This is a genomic window from Glycocaulis abyssi (assembly GCF_041429775.1).
Classification (GTDB): domain Bacteria; phylum Pseudomonadota; class Alphaproteobacteria; order Caulobacterales; family Maricaulaceae; genus Glycocaulis; species Glycocaulis abyssi.
This window is the reverse complement of sequence record NZ_CP163421.1, coordinates 1902211-1918155: the sequence shown is the minus strand read 5'-3', so window position 1 is coordinate 1918155 and position 15945 is coordinate 1902211. Positions and strand designations below refer to the sequence as shown.

The 15945-nt window shown below is 64.0% G+C and carries 20 protein-coding genes and 1 tRNA gene; 10 read left to right on the top strand and 11 right to left on the bottom strand.

What is annotated here, in order from left to right; genetic code table 11:
- Positions 1 to 240 precede the first annotated feature (240 nt).
- On the bottom strand, positions 241 to 1131 hold the full coding sequence (locus AB6B38_RS09350) for a glycerophosphodiester phosphodiesterase (protein ID WP_371392586.1): 891 nt from the start codon (positions 1129 to 1131) through the stop codon (positions 241 to 243).
- 87 nt (positions 1132 to 1218) lie between these two features.
- Between AB6B38_RS09350 and AB6B38_RS09345 the strand changes: the two genes are divergently transcribed.
- The 4 genes from AB6B38_RS09345 (at position 1219) to AB6B38_RS09330 (ending at position 4756) form a co-directional block, all read left to right on the top strand.
- Positions 1219 to 2034 carry a PIG-L deacetylase family protein gene (locus AB6B38_RS09345; RefSeq protein ID WP_371392585.1) on the top strand — a complete coding sequence of 272 codons (816 nt, stop codon included), beginning with the start codon at positions 1219 to 1221 and terminating at the stop codon, positions 2032 to 2034.
- Between the two features lie 52 nt (positions 2035 to 2086).
- Positions 2087 to 2554: a hypothetical protein gene (locus tag AB6B38_RS09340; RefSeq protein ID WP_371392584.1), complete on the top strand. Its 468-nt coding sequence runs from the start codon at positions 2087 to 2089 to the stop codon at positions 2552 to 2554.
- Entirely contained in the window at positions 2538 to 3500 is a 963-nt protein-coding gene (locus tag AB6B38_RS09335; RefSeq protein ID WP_371392583.1) for a sterol desaturase family protein, read from the top strand. The genes AB6B38_RS09340 and AB6B38_RS09335 overlap by 17 nt, the downstream gene beginning before the upstream one ends.
- A gap of 170 nt (positions 3501 to 3670) precedes the next feature.
- Positions 3671 to 4756, top strand: coding sequence for a ferritin-like domain-containing protein (locus AB6B38_RS09330; protein WP_371392582.1), 1086 nt, complete (start codon positions 3671 to 3673; stop codon positions 4754 to 4756).
- A gap of 134 nt (positions 4757 to 4890) precedes the next feature.
- Here the strand turns inward: AB6B38_RS09330 and AB6B38_RS09325 are convergent, their stop codons facing one another.
- Genes AB6B38_RS09325 through AB6B38_RS09300 form a run of 6 tightly spaced genes read right to left on the bottom strand, consistent with a single transcriptional unit; the run spans position 4891 to position 8602 of the window.
- Positions 4891 to 5790: a VOC family protein gene (locus AB6B38_RS09325; protein WP_371392581.1), complete on the bottom strand. Its 900-nt coding sequence runs from the start codon at positions 5788 to 5790 to the stop codon at positions 4891 to 4893.
- 40 nt (positions 5791 to 5830) lie between these two features.
- Positions 5831 to 6466 carry a glutathione S-transferase family protein gene (locus AB6B38_RS09320; protein WP_371392580.1) on the bottom strand — a complete coding sequence of 212 codons (636 nt, stop codon included), beginning with the start codon at positions 6464 to 6466 and terminating at the stop codon, positions 5831 to 5833.
- A 26-nt stretch (positions 6467 to 6492) separates the two neighbouring features.
- Positions 6493 to 6849, bottom strand: a complete 357-nt coding sequence (locus AB6B38_RS09315; RefSeq protein WP_371392579.1) for a DUF1428 domain-containing protein — start codon at positions 6847 to 6849, stop codon at positions 6493 to 6495.
- 39 nt (positions 6850 to 6888) lie between these two features.
- Positions 6889 to 7296: a VOC family protein gene (locus AB6B38_RS09310; RefSeq protein ID WP_371392578.1), complete on the bottom strand. Its 408-nt coding sequence runs from the start codon at positions 7294 to 7296 to the stop codon at positions 6889 to 6891.
- A gap of 32 nt (positions 7297 to 7328) precedes the next feature.
- On the bottom strand, positions 7329 to 7943 hold the full coding sequence (locus AB6B38_RS09305) for a dihydrofolate reductase family protein (RefSeq protein WP_371392577.1): 615 nt from the start codon (positions 7941 to 7943) through the stop codon (positions 7329 to 7331).
- Positions 7940 to 8602 carry a TetR/AcrR family transcriptional regulator gene (locus tag AB6B38_RS09300; protein WP_371392576.1) on the bottom strand — a complete coding sequence of 221 codons (663 nt, stop codon included), beginning with the start codon at positions 8600 to 8602 and terminating at the stop codon, positions 7940 to 7942. The genes AB6B38_RS09305 and AB6B38_RS09300 overlap by 4 nt, the downstream gene beginning before the upstream one ends.
- A gap of 162 nt (positions 8603 to 8764) precedes the next feature.
- Here AB6B38_RS09300 and AB6B38_RS09295 point away from each other — a divergent pair, with 162 nt between their 5' ends.
- Positions 8765 to 9235, top strand: a complete 471-nt coding sequence (locus AB6B38_RS09295; RefSeq protein WP_371392575.1) for a GNAT family N-acetyltransferase — start codon at positions 8765 to 8767, stop codon at positions 9233 to 9235.
- On the opposite strand, the gene AB6B38_RS09290 is transcribed toward AB6B38_RS09295, so the two are convergent.
- From AB6B38_RS09290 to AB6B38_RS09275, 4 genes are all read right to left on the bottom strand, one after another.
- Positions 9232 to 10236, bottom strand: coding sequence for an alpha/beta fold hydrolase (locus AB6B38_RS09290; protein ID WP_371392574.1), 1005 nt, complete (start codon positions 10234 to 10236; stop codon positions 9232 to 9234). The genes AB6B38_RS09295 and AB6B38_RS09290 overlap by 4 nt on opposite strands.
- Positions 10237 to 10253: 17 nt before the next feature.
- Positions 10254 to 11021 carry a slipin family protein gene (locus AB6B38_RS09285; RefSeq protein ID WP_371395089.1) on the bottom strand — a complete coding sequence of 256 codons (768 nt, stop codon included), beginning with the start codon at positions 11019 to 11021 and terminating at the stop codon, positions 10254 to 10256.
- Between the two features lie 42 nt (positions 11022 to 11063).
- A complete protein-coding gene (locus tag AB6B38_RS09280; protein ID WP_371392573.1) occupies positions 11064 to 12527 on the bottom strand; it encodes a nodulation protein NfeD in 1464 nt (487 codons plus the stop codon).
- A gap of 92 nt (positions 12528 to 12619) precedes the next feature.
- A tRNA-Thr gene (locus tag AB6B38_RS09275) sits at positions 12620 to 12694 on the bottom strand.
- Between the two features lie 395 nt (positions 12695 to 13089).
- On the opposite strand from AB6B38_RS09275, the gene AB6B38_RS09270 reads away from it, so the two are divergent.
- The 5 genes from AB6B38_RS09270 (at position 13090) to AB6B38_RS09250 (ending at position 15945) form a co-directional block, all read left to right on the top strand.
- Positions 13090 to 13260: a hypothetical protein gene (locus tag AB6B38_RS09270; protein WP_371392572.1), complete on the top strand. Its 171-nt coding sequence runs from the start codon at positions 13090 to 13092 to the stop codon at positions 13258 to 13260.
- A 72-nt stretch (positions 13261 to 13332) separates the two neighbouring features.
- Positions 13333 to 14601 (top strand): UDP-N-acetylglucosamine 1-carboxyvinyltransferase, encoded by a 1269-nt coding sequence (murA, locus tag AB6B38_RS09265; RefSeq protein WP_371392571.1) that lies wholly within the window; start codon positions 13333 to 13335, stop codon positions 14599 to 14601.
- Positions 14598 to 15047 (top strand): DUF2948 family protein, encoded by a 450-nt coding sequence (locus AB6B38_RS09260; RefSeq protein WP_371392570.1) that lies wholly within the window; start codon positions 14598 to 14600, stop codon positions 15045 to 15047. The genes murA and AB6B38_RS09260 overlap by 4 nt, the downstream gene beginning before the upstream one ends.
- Positions 15044 to 15529 carry a UPF0262 family protein gene (locus AB6B38_RS09255; protein WP_371392569.1) on the top strand — a complete coding sequence of 162 codons (486 nt, stop codon included), beginning with the start codon at positions 15044 to 15046 and terminating at the stop codon, positions 15527 to 15529. The genes AB6B38_RS09260 and AB6B38_RS09255 overlap by 4 nt, the downstream gene beginning before the upstream one ends.
- The gene (locus tag AB6B38_RS09250) at positions 15526 to 15945 is read left to right on the top strand and encodes a low molecular weight phosphatase family protein (RefSeq protein WP_371392568.1); all 420 of its coding nucleotides are present in this window, start codon (positions 15526 to 15528) and stop codon (positions 15943 to 15945) included. Before AB6B38_RS09255 ends, AB6B38_RS09250 begins: the two co-directional genes overlap by 4 nt.

Genomic DNA, 15945 nt, shown 5'->3' with positions numbered 1-15945 from the left:
CTTTGTCCTGCCTCACATCCGTGGGGCCGGTCCTCGCCTGCCGCTCGCCAAACCTCGCTATCGCTGCGGGCGCGCGTTCGCGCTTTTCGGACGGCGTTTCGCCGTCCGCAAGCCTCAAGCTTTGAACTCCCGGAGGCCCTTCAGGGCCATCCGGGACCTAGTGCAGGATAAGTCTTATAGAGGCCCCAGGCCCCGGGCCTCGCTAACGCTCGCCCGGGGTTTCAGGTGTCAGGAGAAAATTCACTCCCCCTGCAGATCTGCCATCACATCGATCCGGTCGGTGATGATGCCGTCAACGCCGCGCGCGATCAGCGCCTCCATCTCGTCCGGATCATTGATCGTCCAGACCTGCACGGCGAGCCCGCGCGCATGGGCGGCATCGACAAGGCGCGGATGGATCACATCCAGCCCGGAGGCGCGTGGCGGAAGCTGGGCCGCGACCGCGCGTGTGGGGTGAAATTTCGCCAGCCCCAGCCGGGCCATCACGTAGAAGCTCAGCGCCTCATTGCTGGCCATGCCGGTGGCGATACCGGGGCAGACTTCGCGGAAATGGTGCAGGACATCATCATGGAACGACCCGACCAGTACCCGGTTCGCAAACCCTGGATGGCCCATATCCGTCTCGGTTATGGCCATGCAGGTGGCCATGGCCGCGTCTTCGGTCTGCGGTTTGATCTCCACGATCCAGCGCATGTCGGGGAAGGCGGCGAAAGCATGATACACGAACGGGATCGTGATGCCCTGACCGGCAAACCTGTCTGCCGGTTCGCCCTCATAGCCGAAGGCGGCGTCCAGCGCGGTCACATCATTGAGCCGCAAGGCATCGATCCGGCCTGTGCCATTGGTGGTGCGGTCCACACTGTCGTCGTGCAGCAGAACCAGATAGCCGTCGGCGGTCATCTGCAGGTCCACCTCCAGCACGTCCGCGCCGTCGGCAACCGCCTGTTCCAGCGCGGCAATCGTGTTGGCGGGCGCGCGGCCAAGCCCGCCGCCATGGGCGATGCGTTCGGCCCGCTCCGCCGTCCGCCCGTCCAGCCAGGGGTGGGAGACGGGCTCCGGGCCGGGCCAGACAAGAGCTGCCCCGTAGGCTGCTGCCAAAACCGCCAGTACAATCAGCACACCGCGCATCATCTATCCTCCCCGCAATTCTGATCGGGTATGATATGGCATCAGGGCGTGTCAGTCAGGTGACAGGCGGGGCGGGACGAGGGCTAGCTTATGGCGCGTATCATTCTCATCGGGGCGGGTGTCGCTTTTGGCGTTCTGCTGGTCGCCGCCTTCGCAGCGCTGATGATCGCCCGCTCGCTTTTTGCGGAGCCCGGCGTGGCGCGTCTTGCCGATCTGCGCGCAGAGCTGGGCGAGGCGGGGCTGCTCTTCGTGTTTGCCCACCCCGATGACGAGATCACGGCCAATGCGCTGATGGCGCGCGGCGTGGCTGAAGGTGTTCCCGTACATCTCTTCACCGCCACGCGCGGCGAGGCCGGCACGCAATACCCGCCCGTGGTGGACCAGCCGCATCTGGGCGTCGTGCGCGAGGCCGAAGCGCGCCGCCACGGCTTTGCGCTGGGCGTTGCCTCCCACACCGTCCTTGATCTGGGCGATGGCCAGCTGCGCGCACGGCCCTTCGACCAGCTGGTGGAGCGGGTCAGCGCGGAGATCGAACGCACCCGGCCCTCGACCGTCATCAGCTTCCACCCCGAAAGCGCGATCTCGCTGCACCCGGATCATATGGCCATTGGCGAGGCCGCCCGGCAGGCGGTGCTGGCCTTGGGTGATGATGCGCCGCGCCTTGTCTACGTGCTCGCCCCGCGCCCCGGTCTTCGCCGCTTTGGTGGCGAACGCGGCCAGCTGATCGCCGATATCCAGCCCGATCCCGACTTTGCCGTGCCATCGCCTGCGCGCGACAAGCAGCGCGCCTGGCGCATCCATGAAAGCCAGTCGCGATATCTGCAGGCGACCTACGGCATCGGCCCGCGCGTGATGTACGCCCTATGGACGCGGGAATACTATGCTTTTGCCGATGCCGCTGACTGAGTGAACACTCAGCGGCTTGCGTTTGACGGTCAAAGCCAGCAAGTATTGCCTCATGGATGACAGCCCTCTGGCCCTTCTCATCGTCCTTGCCGCCTCCGCGCTCGCGGTGGGCGGCCTTATCGCTCTCAACCGCTTCATTGGCGGCTGGAGCGATATCCGCTTTGAGGATGTCAGCCTGCCTGCACAGCGTCTGGAAGAGGATGTGATCGGCTTTCGTTCCGGCGACGGCGTGATCGCCAGTAACGGGCTTGCGGCGCTTGTGATGGAGCAGGACGAGGCCCGGCTGGGCCTTGTGCTGGCGCGCGGAGACCGGTGCGTGACGCGCGCCCTGCGCCCCGGCGAGATCGCCCGGCTTGAGGGCGATGGGCCGCGCTTCCACATCCATTTCAACGATTTCACCCTGCCGCGCGTCACGCTCGACCTTGATGAGAGCGCGGCTGAAGGGTGGGAAACAATCATGCGGCGTTTCGTGAAGGACGCGGCCGCCAGCACGGGTGAGGGCCATGTCCGAGCTTCCTGATCCTATTATGATCGCCATCCCCGCCTTTGTGGCGCTTATCATCGCCGAGATGATCTATGCGCGCGCGACCGGCCGGGCGCAGTTCGAGCCCAGGGACACGGCTGCCAGCCTGGCCATGGGGCTTGGCAATACCGTGTCGGGCATCGCATTCGGCTTTATCGCGCTGGCCTGGTTCGTGTTCGTCGAACAGTTCAAGGTCTTCGATCTGGGCTGGGCCTGGTGGGTGTGGATCGCCTGCTTCATGCTCGACGATTTCCGCTATTACTGGTGGCACCGCTTCTCGCACACCATACGCTGGTTCTGGGCCGACCATGTCGTCCACCATTCCAGCCAGCACTACAATCTCTCAACGGCGCTGCGCCAGCCCTGGCTGTCACCGCTCACGCTGGGCTTTGTGTTCTTCGGCACCTGGATGGTGCTGCTGGGCTTTCCCATCGCCATGATCGCTTTTTGCAAGGCGCTGAACCTGATCTATCAGTTCTGGATCCATACCGAGACGGTCAAGCGCCTGCCCGCCCCGCTGGAATACGTGCTCAACACCCCCTCCCATCACCGTGTCCATCACGCGACGAACCCGCTTTATCTCGACCGCAATTACGCCGGCGTGTTCATCATCTGGGACCGCATGTTCGGCACCTTCCAGTCTGAGCTGGACGAGGAGAAATGCCGCTACGGCATTGTGAAGAATCTCGGCACCCACAACCCGATCCGTATCTGCCTGCATGAATGGGTGGGGATCGTGAAGGATGTCTCCTCGGCCAAATCCTTGCGTGATGCGCTGGGCTACTGGCTCGGCCCGCCGGGCTGGTCGCCTGATGGCAGCCGGGAAAGCTCGAAGATCATCAAGGCACGCTGGGCCGAAGAGCAGGCGCGCCTGGATGGTGGAGCAGACATCCCGCCCGGCAAGGACCAGCTCCGCGAGCCGGTGGCCGCACCGGCCGAGTAGGGACGAATTTTTCACTGACTGACCAGTCAGGGGGTAGACAGGTGGGCATAGTCGGAGTCATGCTCTGTCCATCGGGTGAACGGCGTTCATCCCTATAGACGAGGACCGGGCAGCGCCCGGCTTGAGGCCAGCGCGCTGCACCGGCTCCCGCTTCGGAGGAGAGCCTGCTGATGACCGCACTGCGCGACCTTTACCCCATGCCCGGCATTGACGATCACTGGCATGTGCCCCAGCAGTTTGATGCCGTCTTCGACTGGAAGTTCGATGAGGGCCGCACCACGCTCATGCACCTCTACCAGAAGGGCAAGGACATGCAGTGGGATGCGCTTGCCCGCATCGACTGGGATCTGGAGCTGGATCCGGAAAACCCGATGGAGATGCCCGACGAGGCCGTCGCCATCTACGGCTCGGATGTCTGGAACAAGATGACCAAAGGCGAGCGTATCGAGCTGCGCCGCCACGCGCAGGCGTGGAATATCTCCCAGTTCCTCCAGGGCGAGCAGGCCGCGCTTCTGTCGGCTTCCAAGATTGTTTCCTCCGTTCCTGATCTTGATGCGAAATTCTATGCCGCGACCCAGGTGATGGACGAGGCACGCCATGTGGAGGCGTATCGTCTGCTGCAGGGCAAGTTCGGTGTCGCCTATCCGATGACCGATCCCTTGCAGGAACTGGTCAATGATGCGCTCAAAGACTCCCGCTGGGATGTGACCTATCTGGCCATGCAGGTGGTGATCGAGGGGCTGGCGCTCGCCGCCTTCGGCACGATCCGCGATCTCGCCCAGAACCCGCTCGCGCGCATGGTCAACGCCTATGTGATGGAGGATGAGGCTCGCCATGTCGCCTTCGGCCGGCTCTCCTTGCGCGATTACTACCCCCAGCTCACCCAGAAAGAGCGCGATGAGCGCGAAGAGTTTCTGGTCGAGGCGTGCTATCTCATGCGTGATCGCATGACCCAGAGCCACGAGCTTTATGATGTGCTCGGCCTGCCGGCGAAGGAATGCAAGGAGTATGTGGAGAACTCCGACATCGTGAAGCTCTACCGCACCATGCTCTTCCAGCGCATCGTGCCTATCGTGAAGGATATCGGCCTGTGGGGGCCGCGCATCCGCAAGGCTTACGAGGATATGGGCGTGCTGCACTATGCCGAGCTCGATCCCCAGACCCTGCAGGACGAGGATGAGCGCATCGCCGCCCAGATCGATGCGGGCAAGGCGCGCAGCGACTATGTACAGGCGGTGGCAGGGCTCGCGGAGTAGGGGGCTACCCCGGCACCACTTTGCCCTCGTCCTTCGAGACGCTTCGCTGCGCTCGCCCTCAGGATGAGGGCAAGTGCCTCTGACCCTCATCCTGAGGGGCCTGAAAGGCCGTCTCGAAGGACGAGGGTCAGGCCTTACCCCTCATATGCCGCCTTCAGGGCAGCGATATCGAGCTTCTTCATGGCAAACATGGCCTGGCGGGCGCGGGCGCGGCCAGCCGGATCGGGGCCGTTGATATAGCCCGTGGCGCCATCAGGGATGACTTGCCAGCTCAGCCCGTAGGCATCGCATAGCCAGCCGCACTGCTCGGCTTCGGGCACATGGGTCAGCGCGTCCCAGATGCGGTCTGTCTCGGCCTGACCGGCGGGATAGACCTGCAGCGACTGCCCCGGTGTGAAGCCGAAACCGTGATCCATGGGCGAGTCGAACGCGATGACGGCCTGACCGGCGATTTTGTACTGGCCGTGCATCAGCAGGCCTTCGTTGGCGCCCGTGCCCGGCGGGTAGTGACTGACCTCGACCGGCCGGAATCCGCCCAGCACCTCGCCGTAGCGGGCCATGGCCTCCTCGGCCTTCCCGGCAGCGCCTTGCGTGAACATCAGGGCGGGGACGATCACCTGCTCCAACGCGCCCGGATCAGCCATCATCAACTGCCAGCTGACGCCGAAACGGTCTTCCACCCAGCCATAATGCTCACACCAGGGGTAGCTTCCCAGCTCCATGCGTGCCTTGCCGCCATCAATGAGTGCGGTCCAGAGCCGGTTGATTTCGGCTTTGTCATTGATGAAGACGAAGAAGGACATGGCGGGGTTGGGCGTGAACATTGCCCCGCCATTGAGAAGCGTGAAGGCCTGCCCGCCAAGAGTTAGCTCAACGACCATCACGCTGCCCTCGCTCTGGCCGTGATGCTCAAAACCTTCCTTGCTGAAATACGCTGTTTCACCGATTGAGGCGTCCGGGAACAGGCTAGCGTAGAAACGCGCGGCCTCTTCGGCCCAGCCGTCGGCCCAGATACAGGCGCTGATGCGGGTCATGGGTTTCTCCATGGCTGTGTTGTGGTTTCAGGCGGCGTCGTCAGCGAAGCTGGCCATCTGCGCGGCCAGCGCCCGTGCAAATGCCGGACGGGCTTCGCATCGTTCCACATAAGCCATCAGTGCCGGCCAGGGCTCCAGCTGGCCTTGTGCCCGCACATCGCGCAGCACGGTTGCCATCATGATGTCCGCAGCGGTGAATTTGGCCCAGCAGGTATTCGTTCGCACCCAGACAGTTGCTGAGCACGCCGAGGCGGTTGGCGAGCAGCTCGCTCATCCGGGTCTTGAACGCAGCGCCCTCTGGCGTTGCGGCCAGCGCATCATCAATGAGGAAAATTCCCTGCAGGCGCGGCTCTATAGTGCTGAGCGCGGCAAACACCCAGCTTTCCATGCGCGCCTGCCCGTTCCGGTCTGGCGGTGAGAGCACCGGGTTATCGCGCGCTATGTGCAGCACGATGGCCCCGGACTCGAACATCTCCACCCGGTCGTCACGATAGGCGGGCACCTGTCCGAAGGGCTGCCATTGCCGGTATTCATCCGGACACTCCCCGCGCGGAAGGGTAAGATGCTCCTCATAGGCGATGCCGCTCTCTTCGAGCGCCCAGCGCACACGCAAATCCTTGACGAGGCCCCTGGCACCCTTCGGCACCCAGCTGAAGGCCGAAATCTGGACGGTCATCGCGTCCTCCTGTCGATTCTGCCGGGTTACTCGTCCACGACGGGTACGAACCCGGCATAGATCAGGCGCTTGCCGTCAAAGGGCATGGGATTATTGTCCGGGTGCAGGCGCGGGTCTTCCATGATCTTGGGCATGGCCGCCTCCATAACCGCTTTGGACGGCCAGATCATCCAGGAGAACACCACCGTCTCGTCGGGTTTGGCTTTTACCGCCATCGGGAAGGAGGTCACCTCTCCGTCCGGCACGTCATCGCCCCAGCACTCGACGTATTTGGTAACGCCGTGTTCCTTGAACACCTCGGCGCCTTCCCTGGCGTGCTTGATGAAGGCGTCCTTGTTGGCGGTGGGCACCGCCAGCACAAAGCCCTGTACGTAATAGCTCATGGGTCCTGTCCTCCCTGTTTGTTGACTGATTAGGCGCCGCTAACTCGCGGCTTCGTTGAAGGCCCACTGGACGCCGAACGGATCGCGCACCATCCCCCACCGGTCGCCCCAGAATTGCATCTCGAACGGCATGACAACCTCACAACCTGCCTTGACGGCCTGGTCCCAGCGCGCCTGCGCGTCGGCAGCAACGATCTGCAGGTGAAAGCCCTCGCGCTCCACAGCCGCGTCGCGATGATCGGTCATCATCAGCGTGCCGCCATTGATCTCGATCTGGCAGTGCGCGACCCGTCCGGCGCTCTGGCCGGGCACATGCCCGATCATCCTTGCATTGAAGGCTTTCTCGTAGAACTTCGCCGCTTCCAGCGCCTTTCCACCCATATCCAGATAGGGGATGACTCCCTTGGTGGTTTCGGGATTGGTTACTGATGTGGTCAGTTCAGTCATAGGTGGCGGCCCTCTTTTTTACGTGTGAGCGGTTATTCCGCCGTCTCGGCAAAAGTGCCGGTCCGCATGGCGCCCGCGGGCTTGTATGTGCTGATGACGGCGCCCGATGCAGCCGCCTTCGAGCTGACCAGCGTGAGTTCACTGGGTGCCGCCATGTCCGAAAAGATACGCTTGCCGCGCCCCAGCATGACCGGGAAGACCAGCAGCACGACCTCGTCGGCCAGCTGCTGCTCGATCAGCAGGGGCGTCAGCGTGGAGCTGCCCCACACGACGAGATCAGGGCCGTCGCCTGCCTTGATGCGGCGTATGCCGGCGGCAATATCGCTGCCAAGACCGTCGGCCGGTCCCCAGCCAAGGCTCTCCGGCCGGCTGGTGGCGACATGTTTGCGCGCGGCGTTTAGCTGATCGGCCATCGGGCCGGTCTGGTGCGGCCAGTAATCCGCCCAGATATCATAGGTGCGCCGTCCCAGCAGCAGATCGAAGCGTGTGCCGTGGGCAGCGTCTATTGCCTCGCCGACTGCCTCGTCGAAATGGGGAAAGGCCCAGCCGCCATGGGTAAAGCCGCTATCCACATCCTCTTCAGGACCGCCCGGGGCCTGTATCACCCCGTCCAGCGAGACGTGCTCGATGATACGGATGGTTCTCATGCTGCGCTCCTCTCATGTGCCGCCTCGCCCTCGAAAATGAAGGTGAAATAGCGTTTCAGATGCGCAATCGCGTCCAGCACCGGCTCTGGCCCGCCTTGCGCCTTGGAGGTGATGAAGCCGCCCTGGAGGACGGTCTGGGTAAGAAGTGCCAGGCTGGAGGCGTTGTAGGGCGCGCCTAGCCCTCGCGCGTCCAGGGCAGCCTGAATGTCGGCTTCCAGTGTCGCGGCGTGGCCGGCAATGCTGGCATGGCAAGCCTCGCGAATAGGCGTGGAGAGATCGTAGGTCTCCTGCACCATCGTGCCGACAAGGCATGTGAATTCCGGGATCTCCCCCTCTACCAGCCCCGCGCGGAAATCGAGATAGGCATAGACCCGCTCCAGCGGGTCTTCCGGTGCATGGTAGGGCGCGCTGGCGAACAGGGCCGACGTGGTTTCAGACCAGTAATCGGCCGCAGCGACGCCGAGCGCCTCCTTGCTCTCAAAATGGTGGAAGAAGGCGCCCTTGGTAACGCCCGCCTCCTTGCACAGCGCGTCCACACTGGTCCCGGCAAAGCCGTGCTGGCGGATCAGCTTCAGGGCGGTGTCGAGCAGGCGCGTGCGCGCCTCCCCGCGCGGGATGCGGGCTGAAACAGTCTTGTTTGCCGGGTCTTGCGTGCTCATGCTCGTTACATACCAACCGGTTGGTTTTTAAGCAAGCCCGAACATCCAGCAGTTGTGAGCGAAAGGCAGGCAGGCGGTGGAGAGGGTGCGCCGGACACGCCGTCAGGAGCTTTCACCGTGAGCAGCGGGGCGCTAGCGATGGGCCGGCAGGAGAGGCGGGCCATGTACGAAATTCGCGAAGATGATCTGTCGGGCCAGGCGGTGCGCGCCCTTCTGACGCTGCATCTGGCGGGCATGCATGCCAGCTCCCCGCCCGGCACGGTGTTCGCGCTGGACCTGTCTGGCCTGCAAAAGCCGCAGATAACCGTCTGGACGGCGTGGCGCGGTGACCAGATCGCGTGCGTAGGCGCGCTAAATGCGCTGAGCGCCACCCATGGCGAGATAAAGTCCATGCGCGTCCATCCCGATTTTGCCGGGCAGGGCGCGGGCGCAGCCATGCTCGATCACATCATTGCGGCGGCGCGTGCGCGCGGCATGGTGCGGCTGAACCTGGAAACCGGTACCGGACCGGCGTTCGAGGCAGCGGTGAGGCTGTATCTGAAACGGGGCTTTCTGCCCGGTGGTCCGTTCTCGGACTATCCGTCCACGGATTTTAATCGCTTCTACCATCTGGAGCTGGCGGCCCAGCGCTAAAGCCCGGCAATCACGTTCCTCACAACCTTGAAGACGGGCTCGCTCATGGCATGTCCATGGGCCGGGACAATGACGAGGCGCGCGTCCGGCGCCGCGTCTTTCAGATCGAAGGCCGATTGTAGCGGACACACCATGTCATAACGGCTGTGGACGATATGCACCGGCATGGTGAGGCGGTTTGCATGGGTCAGCAGCTGGCCTTCTTTCAGAAAGCAGTAATTGGAAAAATAATGCGCTTCGATGAGGGCGGTTGAGATCAGCTTGTCGCGGCCCTTGGCGCGTAAGTTCGCCAGTGCGCTCTGCGGGGTCGCTTCCAGATGTGAGAGCAATTCCTCATAGGCGATCCAGCGGAATATCACGCTGTCCTTCAGCACGGCCTCGCCATCAGGATCATCCAGTCTTGCCAGCAGGGGCGCACCGCCCGCCAGCTCCGTCTGCATGGCTTCCAGCGCCCAGCGGGCAAATCCGGGCGGATCGTCATGCAGCGCCTCCGGCACGCCGTGCATCAGCCAGTCATGGGCATCGGGATAGACCGCGCCCGCTCCGGCCGTGCCATGCCACCAGCCCAGCTCCCGGCGTGTCGCCAGGAAGACGCCTTCGACCAGCACACTTCCCGCGCGTTCGGGATGTGCCTGCGCATAGGCAAGAGCCAGCGTGGTCCCCCAGCTGGCACCCATCACGCAGTCAAATTGCTCAAGACCCAGATGCTCGCGCAGCGCCTCGATATCCTCGATCAGGTGCGCGGTCGTGTTGGCATATAGCTCAAACAGCGGGGCGGAGCGCCCGCACCCGCGCTGGTCAAACTGGATGGTCTCCCAGATCGCCGGGTCGGCATAGCGCCGGTGGCGCGCATTCGCGCCGGATCCCGGCCCGCCATGCAGGAAAAGAAGCGTGCGTCCGCCCTCAAGCCCGGACCGCTCCCAATAAAGGGAATGGCCGTCTGAAACGGGCAGCAGGCCCGCCTCCCGGGCCGCAATATCCGGAAACAACGCGCTATGCATGCCGGTAGTCAGTACGGTCAGCTCTGGCCTCCGCTTCGCGGCGCCGTGAGGTTCGCGATGAGATCACCGGCCATCGGGAAGACGATGGTGTTGGTGCCTTTCTGGCCGATGTCGGAGAGCGTCCCCAGGTAGCGCAGCTGCATCGCCCCGTCCTGGGTGGCCAGGATATGGGCCGCTTCGGCCAGCTTGGTTGCCGCCTGCTGCTCGCCCTCTGCCGCGATCACCTTGGCGCGCCGCTCGCGCTCGGCCTCGGCCTGACGGGCGATGGCGCGGATCATGGATGTATCCAGATCGACATGCTTGATCTCGACATTGGAGACCTTGATGCCCCACGCCTCGGTCTGGGAATCAAGAATGGCCTGGATATCCTCGTTCAGCTTGTCGCGCTGGGAGAGCATTTCATCAAGATCGTGCTTGCCGAGCACAGAGCGCAGCGTGGTCTGGGCGAGCTGGCTGGTCGCTTCGCGGAAATCGCTGACCTGGTTGATGGCGCGCTGCGGATCGACAATGCGGTAGTACAGCACGGCGTTGACGCGCACCGACACGTTGTCCTGGCTGATGACATCCTGGCTTGGCACGTCCTCAGCCACGATGCGCAGATCCACCTTCACCATCTGCTGGACGATGGGGATGAGGATGATGAGGCCCGGCCCGCTAGTGCCGGAATAGCGCCCCAGCGTGAACACCACGCCGCGCTCATACTCGCGCAAAATCTTGATCGCCGAAGACAGGAAGGCAAACGCCACGGCCGCAAGGCCCAGCAGAAACCCGATATTCATGCCCAGTTCCGCCACAGCGTTCTCCTTCCTTATTGCCTTGCCGGCAGCCTAGCCCCGGCCAGATGATTTCACTTTTACAGTCAGCCCGTCCACCGAAACGACCTTTACCGTGTCGCCCGGTTGCAGATCATCAGAGGACACGGCCTGCCAGCGCTCGCCCTCGACCAGCACATGGCCCGCGCCATTGAGCCAGTTTAACACGGTGCCGGTGGCCCCCGTCAGGCCCTCCCGGCCGGTCACCACCTTGCGCGCCTGCGCGGCGAGGCCATAGCTGCCCGCCAGCAGCACCGATACGCCCATCACCGCGCTCATCGCCAGCACCAGCGGCCAGTCAATGCGCAGGCCCTCCACATCGGTATCGACCAGCATCAGCGCGCCAATGGCAAAGGCTACCACCCCGCCCAGCGCCAGCAATCCGAAGGAGGCTATGAACACCTCCGCGATCAGCAGGCCCAGCCCCAGCACGATCAGCGCCGCGCCCGCATAGTTGAGGGGCAGGGTGTTGAGCGCATAGAGCCCGACAATGATGCAGATGAGCCCGGCCACAAAGGTGATCGGCTCCAGCCCGTTATAAAAGCTCACCAGGAGGCCGATAAAGCCGAGATTGAGCAGCAGGAAGGCAATATTGGGATCGGTGATGACGGTAAGGATCTGCGTTGGCAGGCTCATCTCCACGCGCTCAATAGCGGCCCCTTCAAGCGCCAGTGTCACCTCGCTGCCATCGCCCAGCATCACCGTGCGGCCGCTGGCGAGGGTCAGGAGTTCGGTGGTGGAGCCAGCAACGAAGTCCGCAACGTTCTCGGCCACCGCCTCGCTATAGGTCAGGCTCACCCCTTCGCGCACCGCCCGCTCGGCCCAGTCGCCATTGCGCCCCCGCAACTCTGCCAGCGCACGGATATAGGCCACCGAATCGTTGACCATCTTGTTGCGCATGGCCTCGTCATTGCCGGGTGCCTGACGGGTGGCCGGCTCGCTGCGCTGGCGCGCGGCTTCTTCCAGCGCATTGCCCGGCTCATTGCTCTCCTCTTCGTCCTCATCAGGCGTGGCAGGCGGACGGCCCGGCGCGCCGCCCATGGTCACAGGGGTTGCTGCGCCGACCGTGCTGCCTGGCGCCATCGCGGCGACATGGGCCGCATAGAGGATATAGGCCCCGGCGCTGGTGGCCCGCGCGCCCGTGGGTGCGACATGAACGATTACCGGCACGGAGGAGGCAAGGATCGCGTTATTGATGTCGCGCATCGCATCGACGAGGCCGCCCGGCGTATCCATCTCTATGATGACGGCGTCCGTCTCGCCGGCTGCGCGCTCGATCACACGCACCACATGGCCTGCCCGCGCCGGACCTATCGCGCCCTGCAGGCTGACCAGATGGACGGTGCCTGCCGCGCTCCCGGCCTGCCGCGCCAGCGCGCCTGCGGCCAGCATCACCGCGCCGAGCGCAATCAGCCCCGCGCAAAACAGCCGCACAGGCGTCAGCAGGGACTTCGCAGAGGATAATCGCATCACGGACATGGAGGGGTTCCGTCAGCTGGTGGCCTGACAGCAAACCTAACCCGGAAATGGCGAAAGCCCAATGCGGAAGGGGGATGGAGAAGAAAGAAAAATGGTGCCGCTAGAGTGAATTGAACACTCGACCTCTCCCTTACCAAGGGAACGCTCTACCCCTGAGCTATAGCGGCCTTCGGTGCCGGGCGGCGCGCGGCCTGCCCTACCGGAGCGGGGCGTATAGCCCAAGTTTGCAGCCGCGCCAAGGGCGCGCTTGCGGTTGTTGCAGGGGGAACTCTTTTAGCTTCGCAACGCATCAGCGTTGCGATGTTCCGCGAACCCCCGCCTGCGCGGGGGCAGGCAGTCGCTGGGCGCAAAGGCCCGTCCCCGGCCTGACCGGGGATCGCGCTTTTCAGGCCGCAAAGCGGCCTGTTGCCTTTGAGTACAACTCACCACGCGTTTCACCGGCGCAAGCCGGTGCCCAGCAATTTTCTGGATCCCGGCTTTCGCCGGGAAAACGAAACAGGTGGTAGCCGACGCAGGGGAGTGCCCGCTTGACCGGCCACCTGCTTGAAGGCACACCCAATCCATGACCAGAAAATCCGATAAAGGCTCTCGCCCGCCAGCCGGATCAGACAGCCGCGAGGCGCGTCTGGCCGAGGCATTGCGCGCCAATCTGCGCCGGCGCAAGGCAGCCGCCAGACCGGCCAAAGGCGGCGCTGAAAAAACGACTGGCACAAAGCCTGCCGGTCAGGGCTAGGATAGGGGCAAGCCCCATCCTACATGGCAGGCGTATCGCCGCCTCGCCTCACCCGTTTTCAGGACCGTTTTCATGGATCGCATTGTCATTCGCGGGAAACAGCCGCTTTCCGGCACCATTCCGGTTTCCGGCGCGAAAAACTCGGCCCTGAAGCTGATGGCGGCATGCCTTCTGACCGAAGGCGAGCTTCTGCTGGAGAACATGCCGCGCCTGGCTGATACGCGCTTCATGGCCCATCTCCTGGCGCATCTGGGCGTGAAGGCCGAGGAGCAGTCAGGTAACCGTCTGAGCCTTACGGCAGCAAATCTTGCAGGCACCACCGCCCCTTATGATCTGGTGCGCAAGATGCGCGCGACCTTCAACGTGCTGGGCCCGCTGCTGGCGCGCGAGGGCAAAGCGAAAGTCTCCTTGCCCGGCGGCTGCGCCATCGGCGCGCGCCCTGTCGATCTGCACCTCAAAGCCATGGAGGCGCTGGGCGCGAAAATCACGCTGGAAGAAGGCTATGTGCTGGCAGAGGCTCCGGCAGGTGGGCTGAAGGGCGGGCATATCGTCTTTCCGTTTGTTTCTGTGGGCGCGACCGAGCACGCCATGCTGGCCGCCGTGCTGGCGAAGGGCACATCAAAGCTGGAAAACTGCGCGCGAGAGCCGGAGATCGAGGATCTCGCCAATTGCCTCAATGCCATGGGCGCGAAAGTATCCGGCGCGGGCACCGGCACGATCACGATTGAGGGCGTCTCTTCGCTGGGTGCCACGGTATGGCCGGTGGTGGCTGACCGTATCGAGACCGGCACCTATGCCATGGCGGCGGCTGCGGCGGGCGGCGATGTTACCCTGACCGGCATGGTACCTGCGCATAATCAGGCGCTGTGGGCGGACCTTCGCGAGGCCGGCGTGACGGTCGAGGAGGGTGAGACCTCCGTGCGTATTGTGCGCAATGGCCCGATCAGGGCTGTCGACATGCAGACCGCGCCCTATCCGGGTTTCCCGACCGATCTGCAGGCGCAGTTCATGGCGCTGATGTGCCTGGCCGACGGGGCGTCTGTCATCCGCGAGACGATCTTTGAAAACCGCTTCATGCACGCGCCTGAGCTGACCCGGCTGGGCGCCCGCATTGATGTGCGCGGCAATGAGGCCGTGGTGCGCGGACCTGCGCCCCTGAAAGGCGCGCCGGTGATGGCCACGGACTTGCGCGCCTCGGTGTCGCTGGTCATCGCCGGGCTGGCGGCGGAGGGAGAAACCATCGTCTCGCGCGTTTATCACCTTGACCGCGGCTTTGAACGGCTGGAGGAAAAGCTGTCGGCTTGCGGGGCCGATATCCGCCGGGAGAAGGAAGAGGCATGAGTAGCAAGCCATTACGCCTCATCGGTCAGGACGAGGGTGATGTCGCGCCGGTTTCGGCGGCGCTGCAGGATGCGATTGCGCGCATTGCTGACCTCAAATTCGAGGCGCGCGCCCGGCGCTTCACGGCCCTCTTCACGCGTTATCGCTGGGAAAAGCCGGCCGGCAAGGGTGAGCGCATACGCTCCGGCCTGCAGATCGGTTCGGTCACATCGGTAAAGGCCCAGCGCCTGCGCAAGGGCGCGCCGGATGCCTTCGTCTCCCTGCTCTCGCTGACCTTTGAGCCTGCGGGTGGGGCGGAAGACCCGTCCGGCACGCTGGTCTTCACCTTTGCCGGTGGCGGCGCGCTCAAAGTCGAGGTGGAGTGCGTTGATCTGGTGCTCGCCGATGTGTCCGCGCCCTGGAAGGCGTCGGCCCGGCCCGACCATGAAAGCGAAGGCGCGCCATGAGCGAACATGCCCCTGAAGACCGGCTGATCGCGATCGAGCTGGATGCCGCCAGCATCGGCAAGGCGGAGGAAAACGTCGAGCACGAACGCCGTGTGGCGATTGCCGATCTGCTTGAAGCCAATCGCTTTCGGCCTGAAGACGGGCCGGGCGGCCCCTACCGGCTGCGTCTGGCCATCGAGGAGCAGCGCCTGGTCTTTGATGTCAGCGCGGAGGACGGCACGCCGGTGCGCATGTTCGTATTCTCGCTGGGGCCGTTGCGCCGCATATTGAAGGACTATTTCCTAATCTGCGAAAGCTATTACGAGGCGGTGCGCGATGCCTCGCTCGCCCAGATCGAGGCAGTCGATATGGGCCGCCGGGGCGTCCATAATGAAGGCTCCTCGCTGCTGAAAGAGCGGCTGGAAGGCAAGATCGATGTCGATTTCGACACGGCAAGGCGCCTCTTCACCCTGATTGTCGCCCTGCACCGGAGAGCCGGGTGAGCGCGCCTCGGGCCGTCTTTGTCTGCGGACGCAATTCTGTGCGCTCGCCCATGGCCGAGGCGCTGTGGCGTGCGCGGTTTGGCGAAGCTGCGCGTGTGCAATCATGCGGTATCGAACCGGCCAGCTGTGCCGACGGGTTCATGATCGCCGTGATGCGCGAAGAGGGGGCGGACCTGTCCGGGTTTGAGCCACAAGGTCTGGAGGATGTCAGCGCGGGACCAGACACGCTGGTGGTGTGCCTGGCACCGGAAGCCGACGAGGCGGCCAGAGAGCTGGCGCAGCGTGCAAAGGCACGCGTCGAGCACTGGCATCTGGCCGATCCGGCCGAAATCGAAGGTAGCCGCGAGGCACGCCTGGACGCCTACCGCGCCATCCGCGAGGCGTTGAAATCGCGCATCAATGCTGTGGTTTTGTGA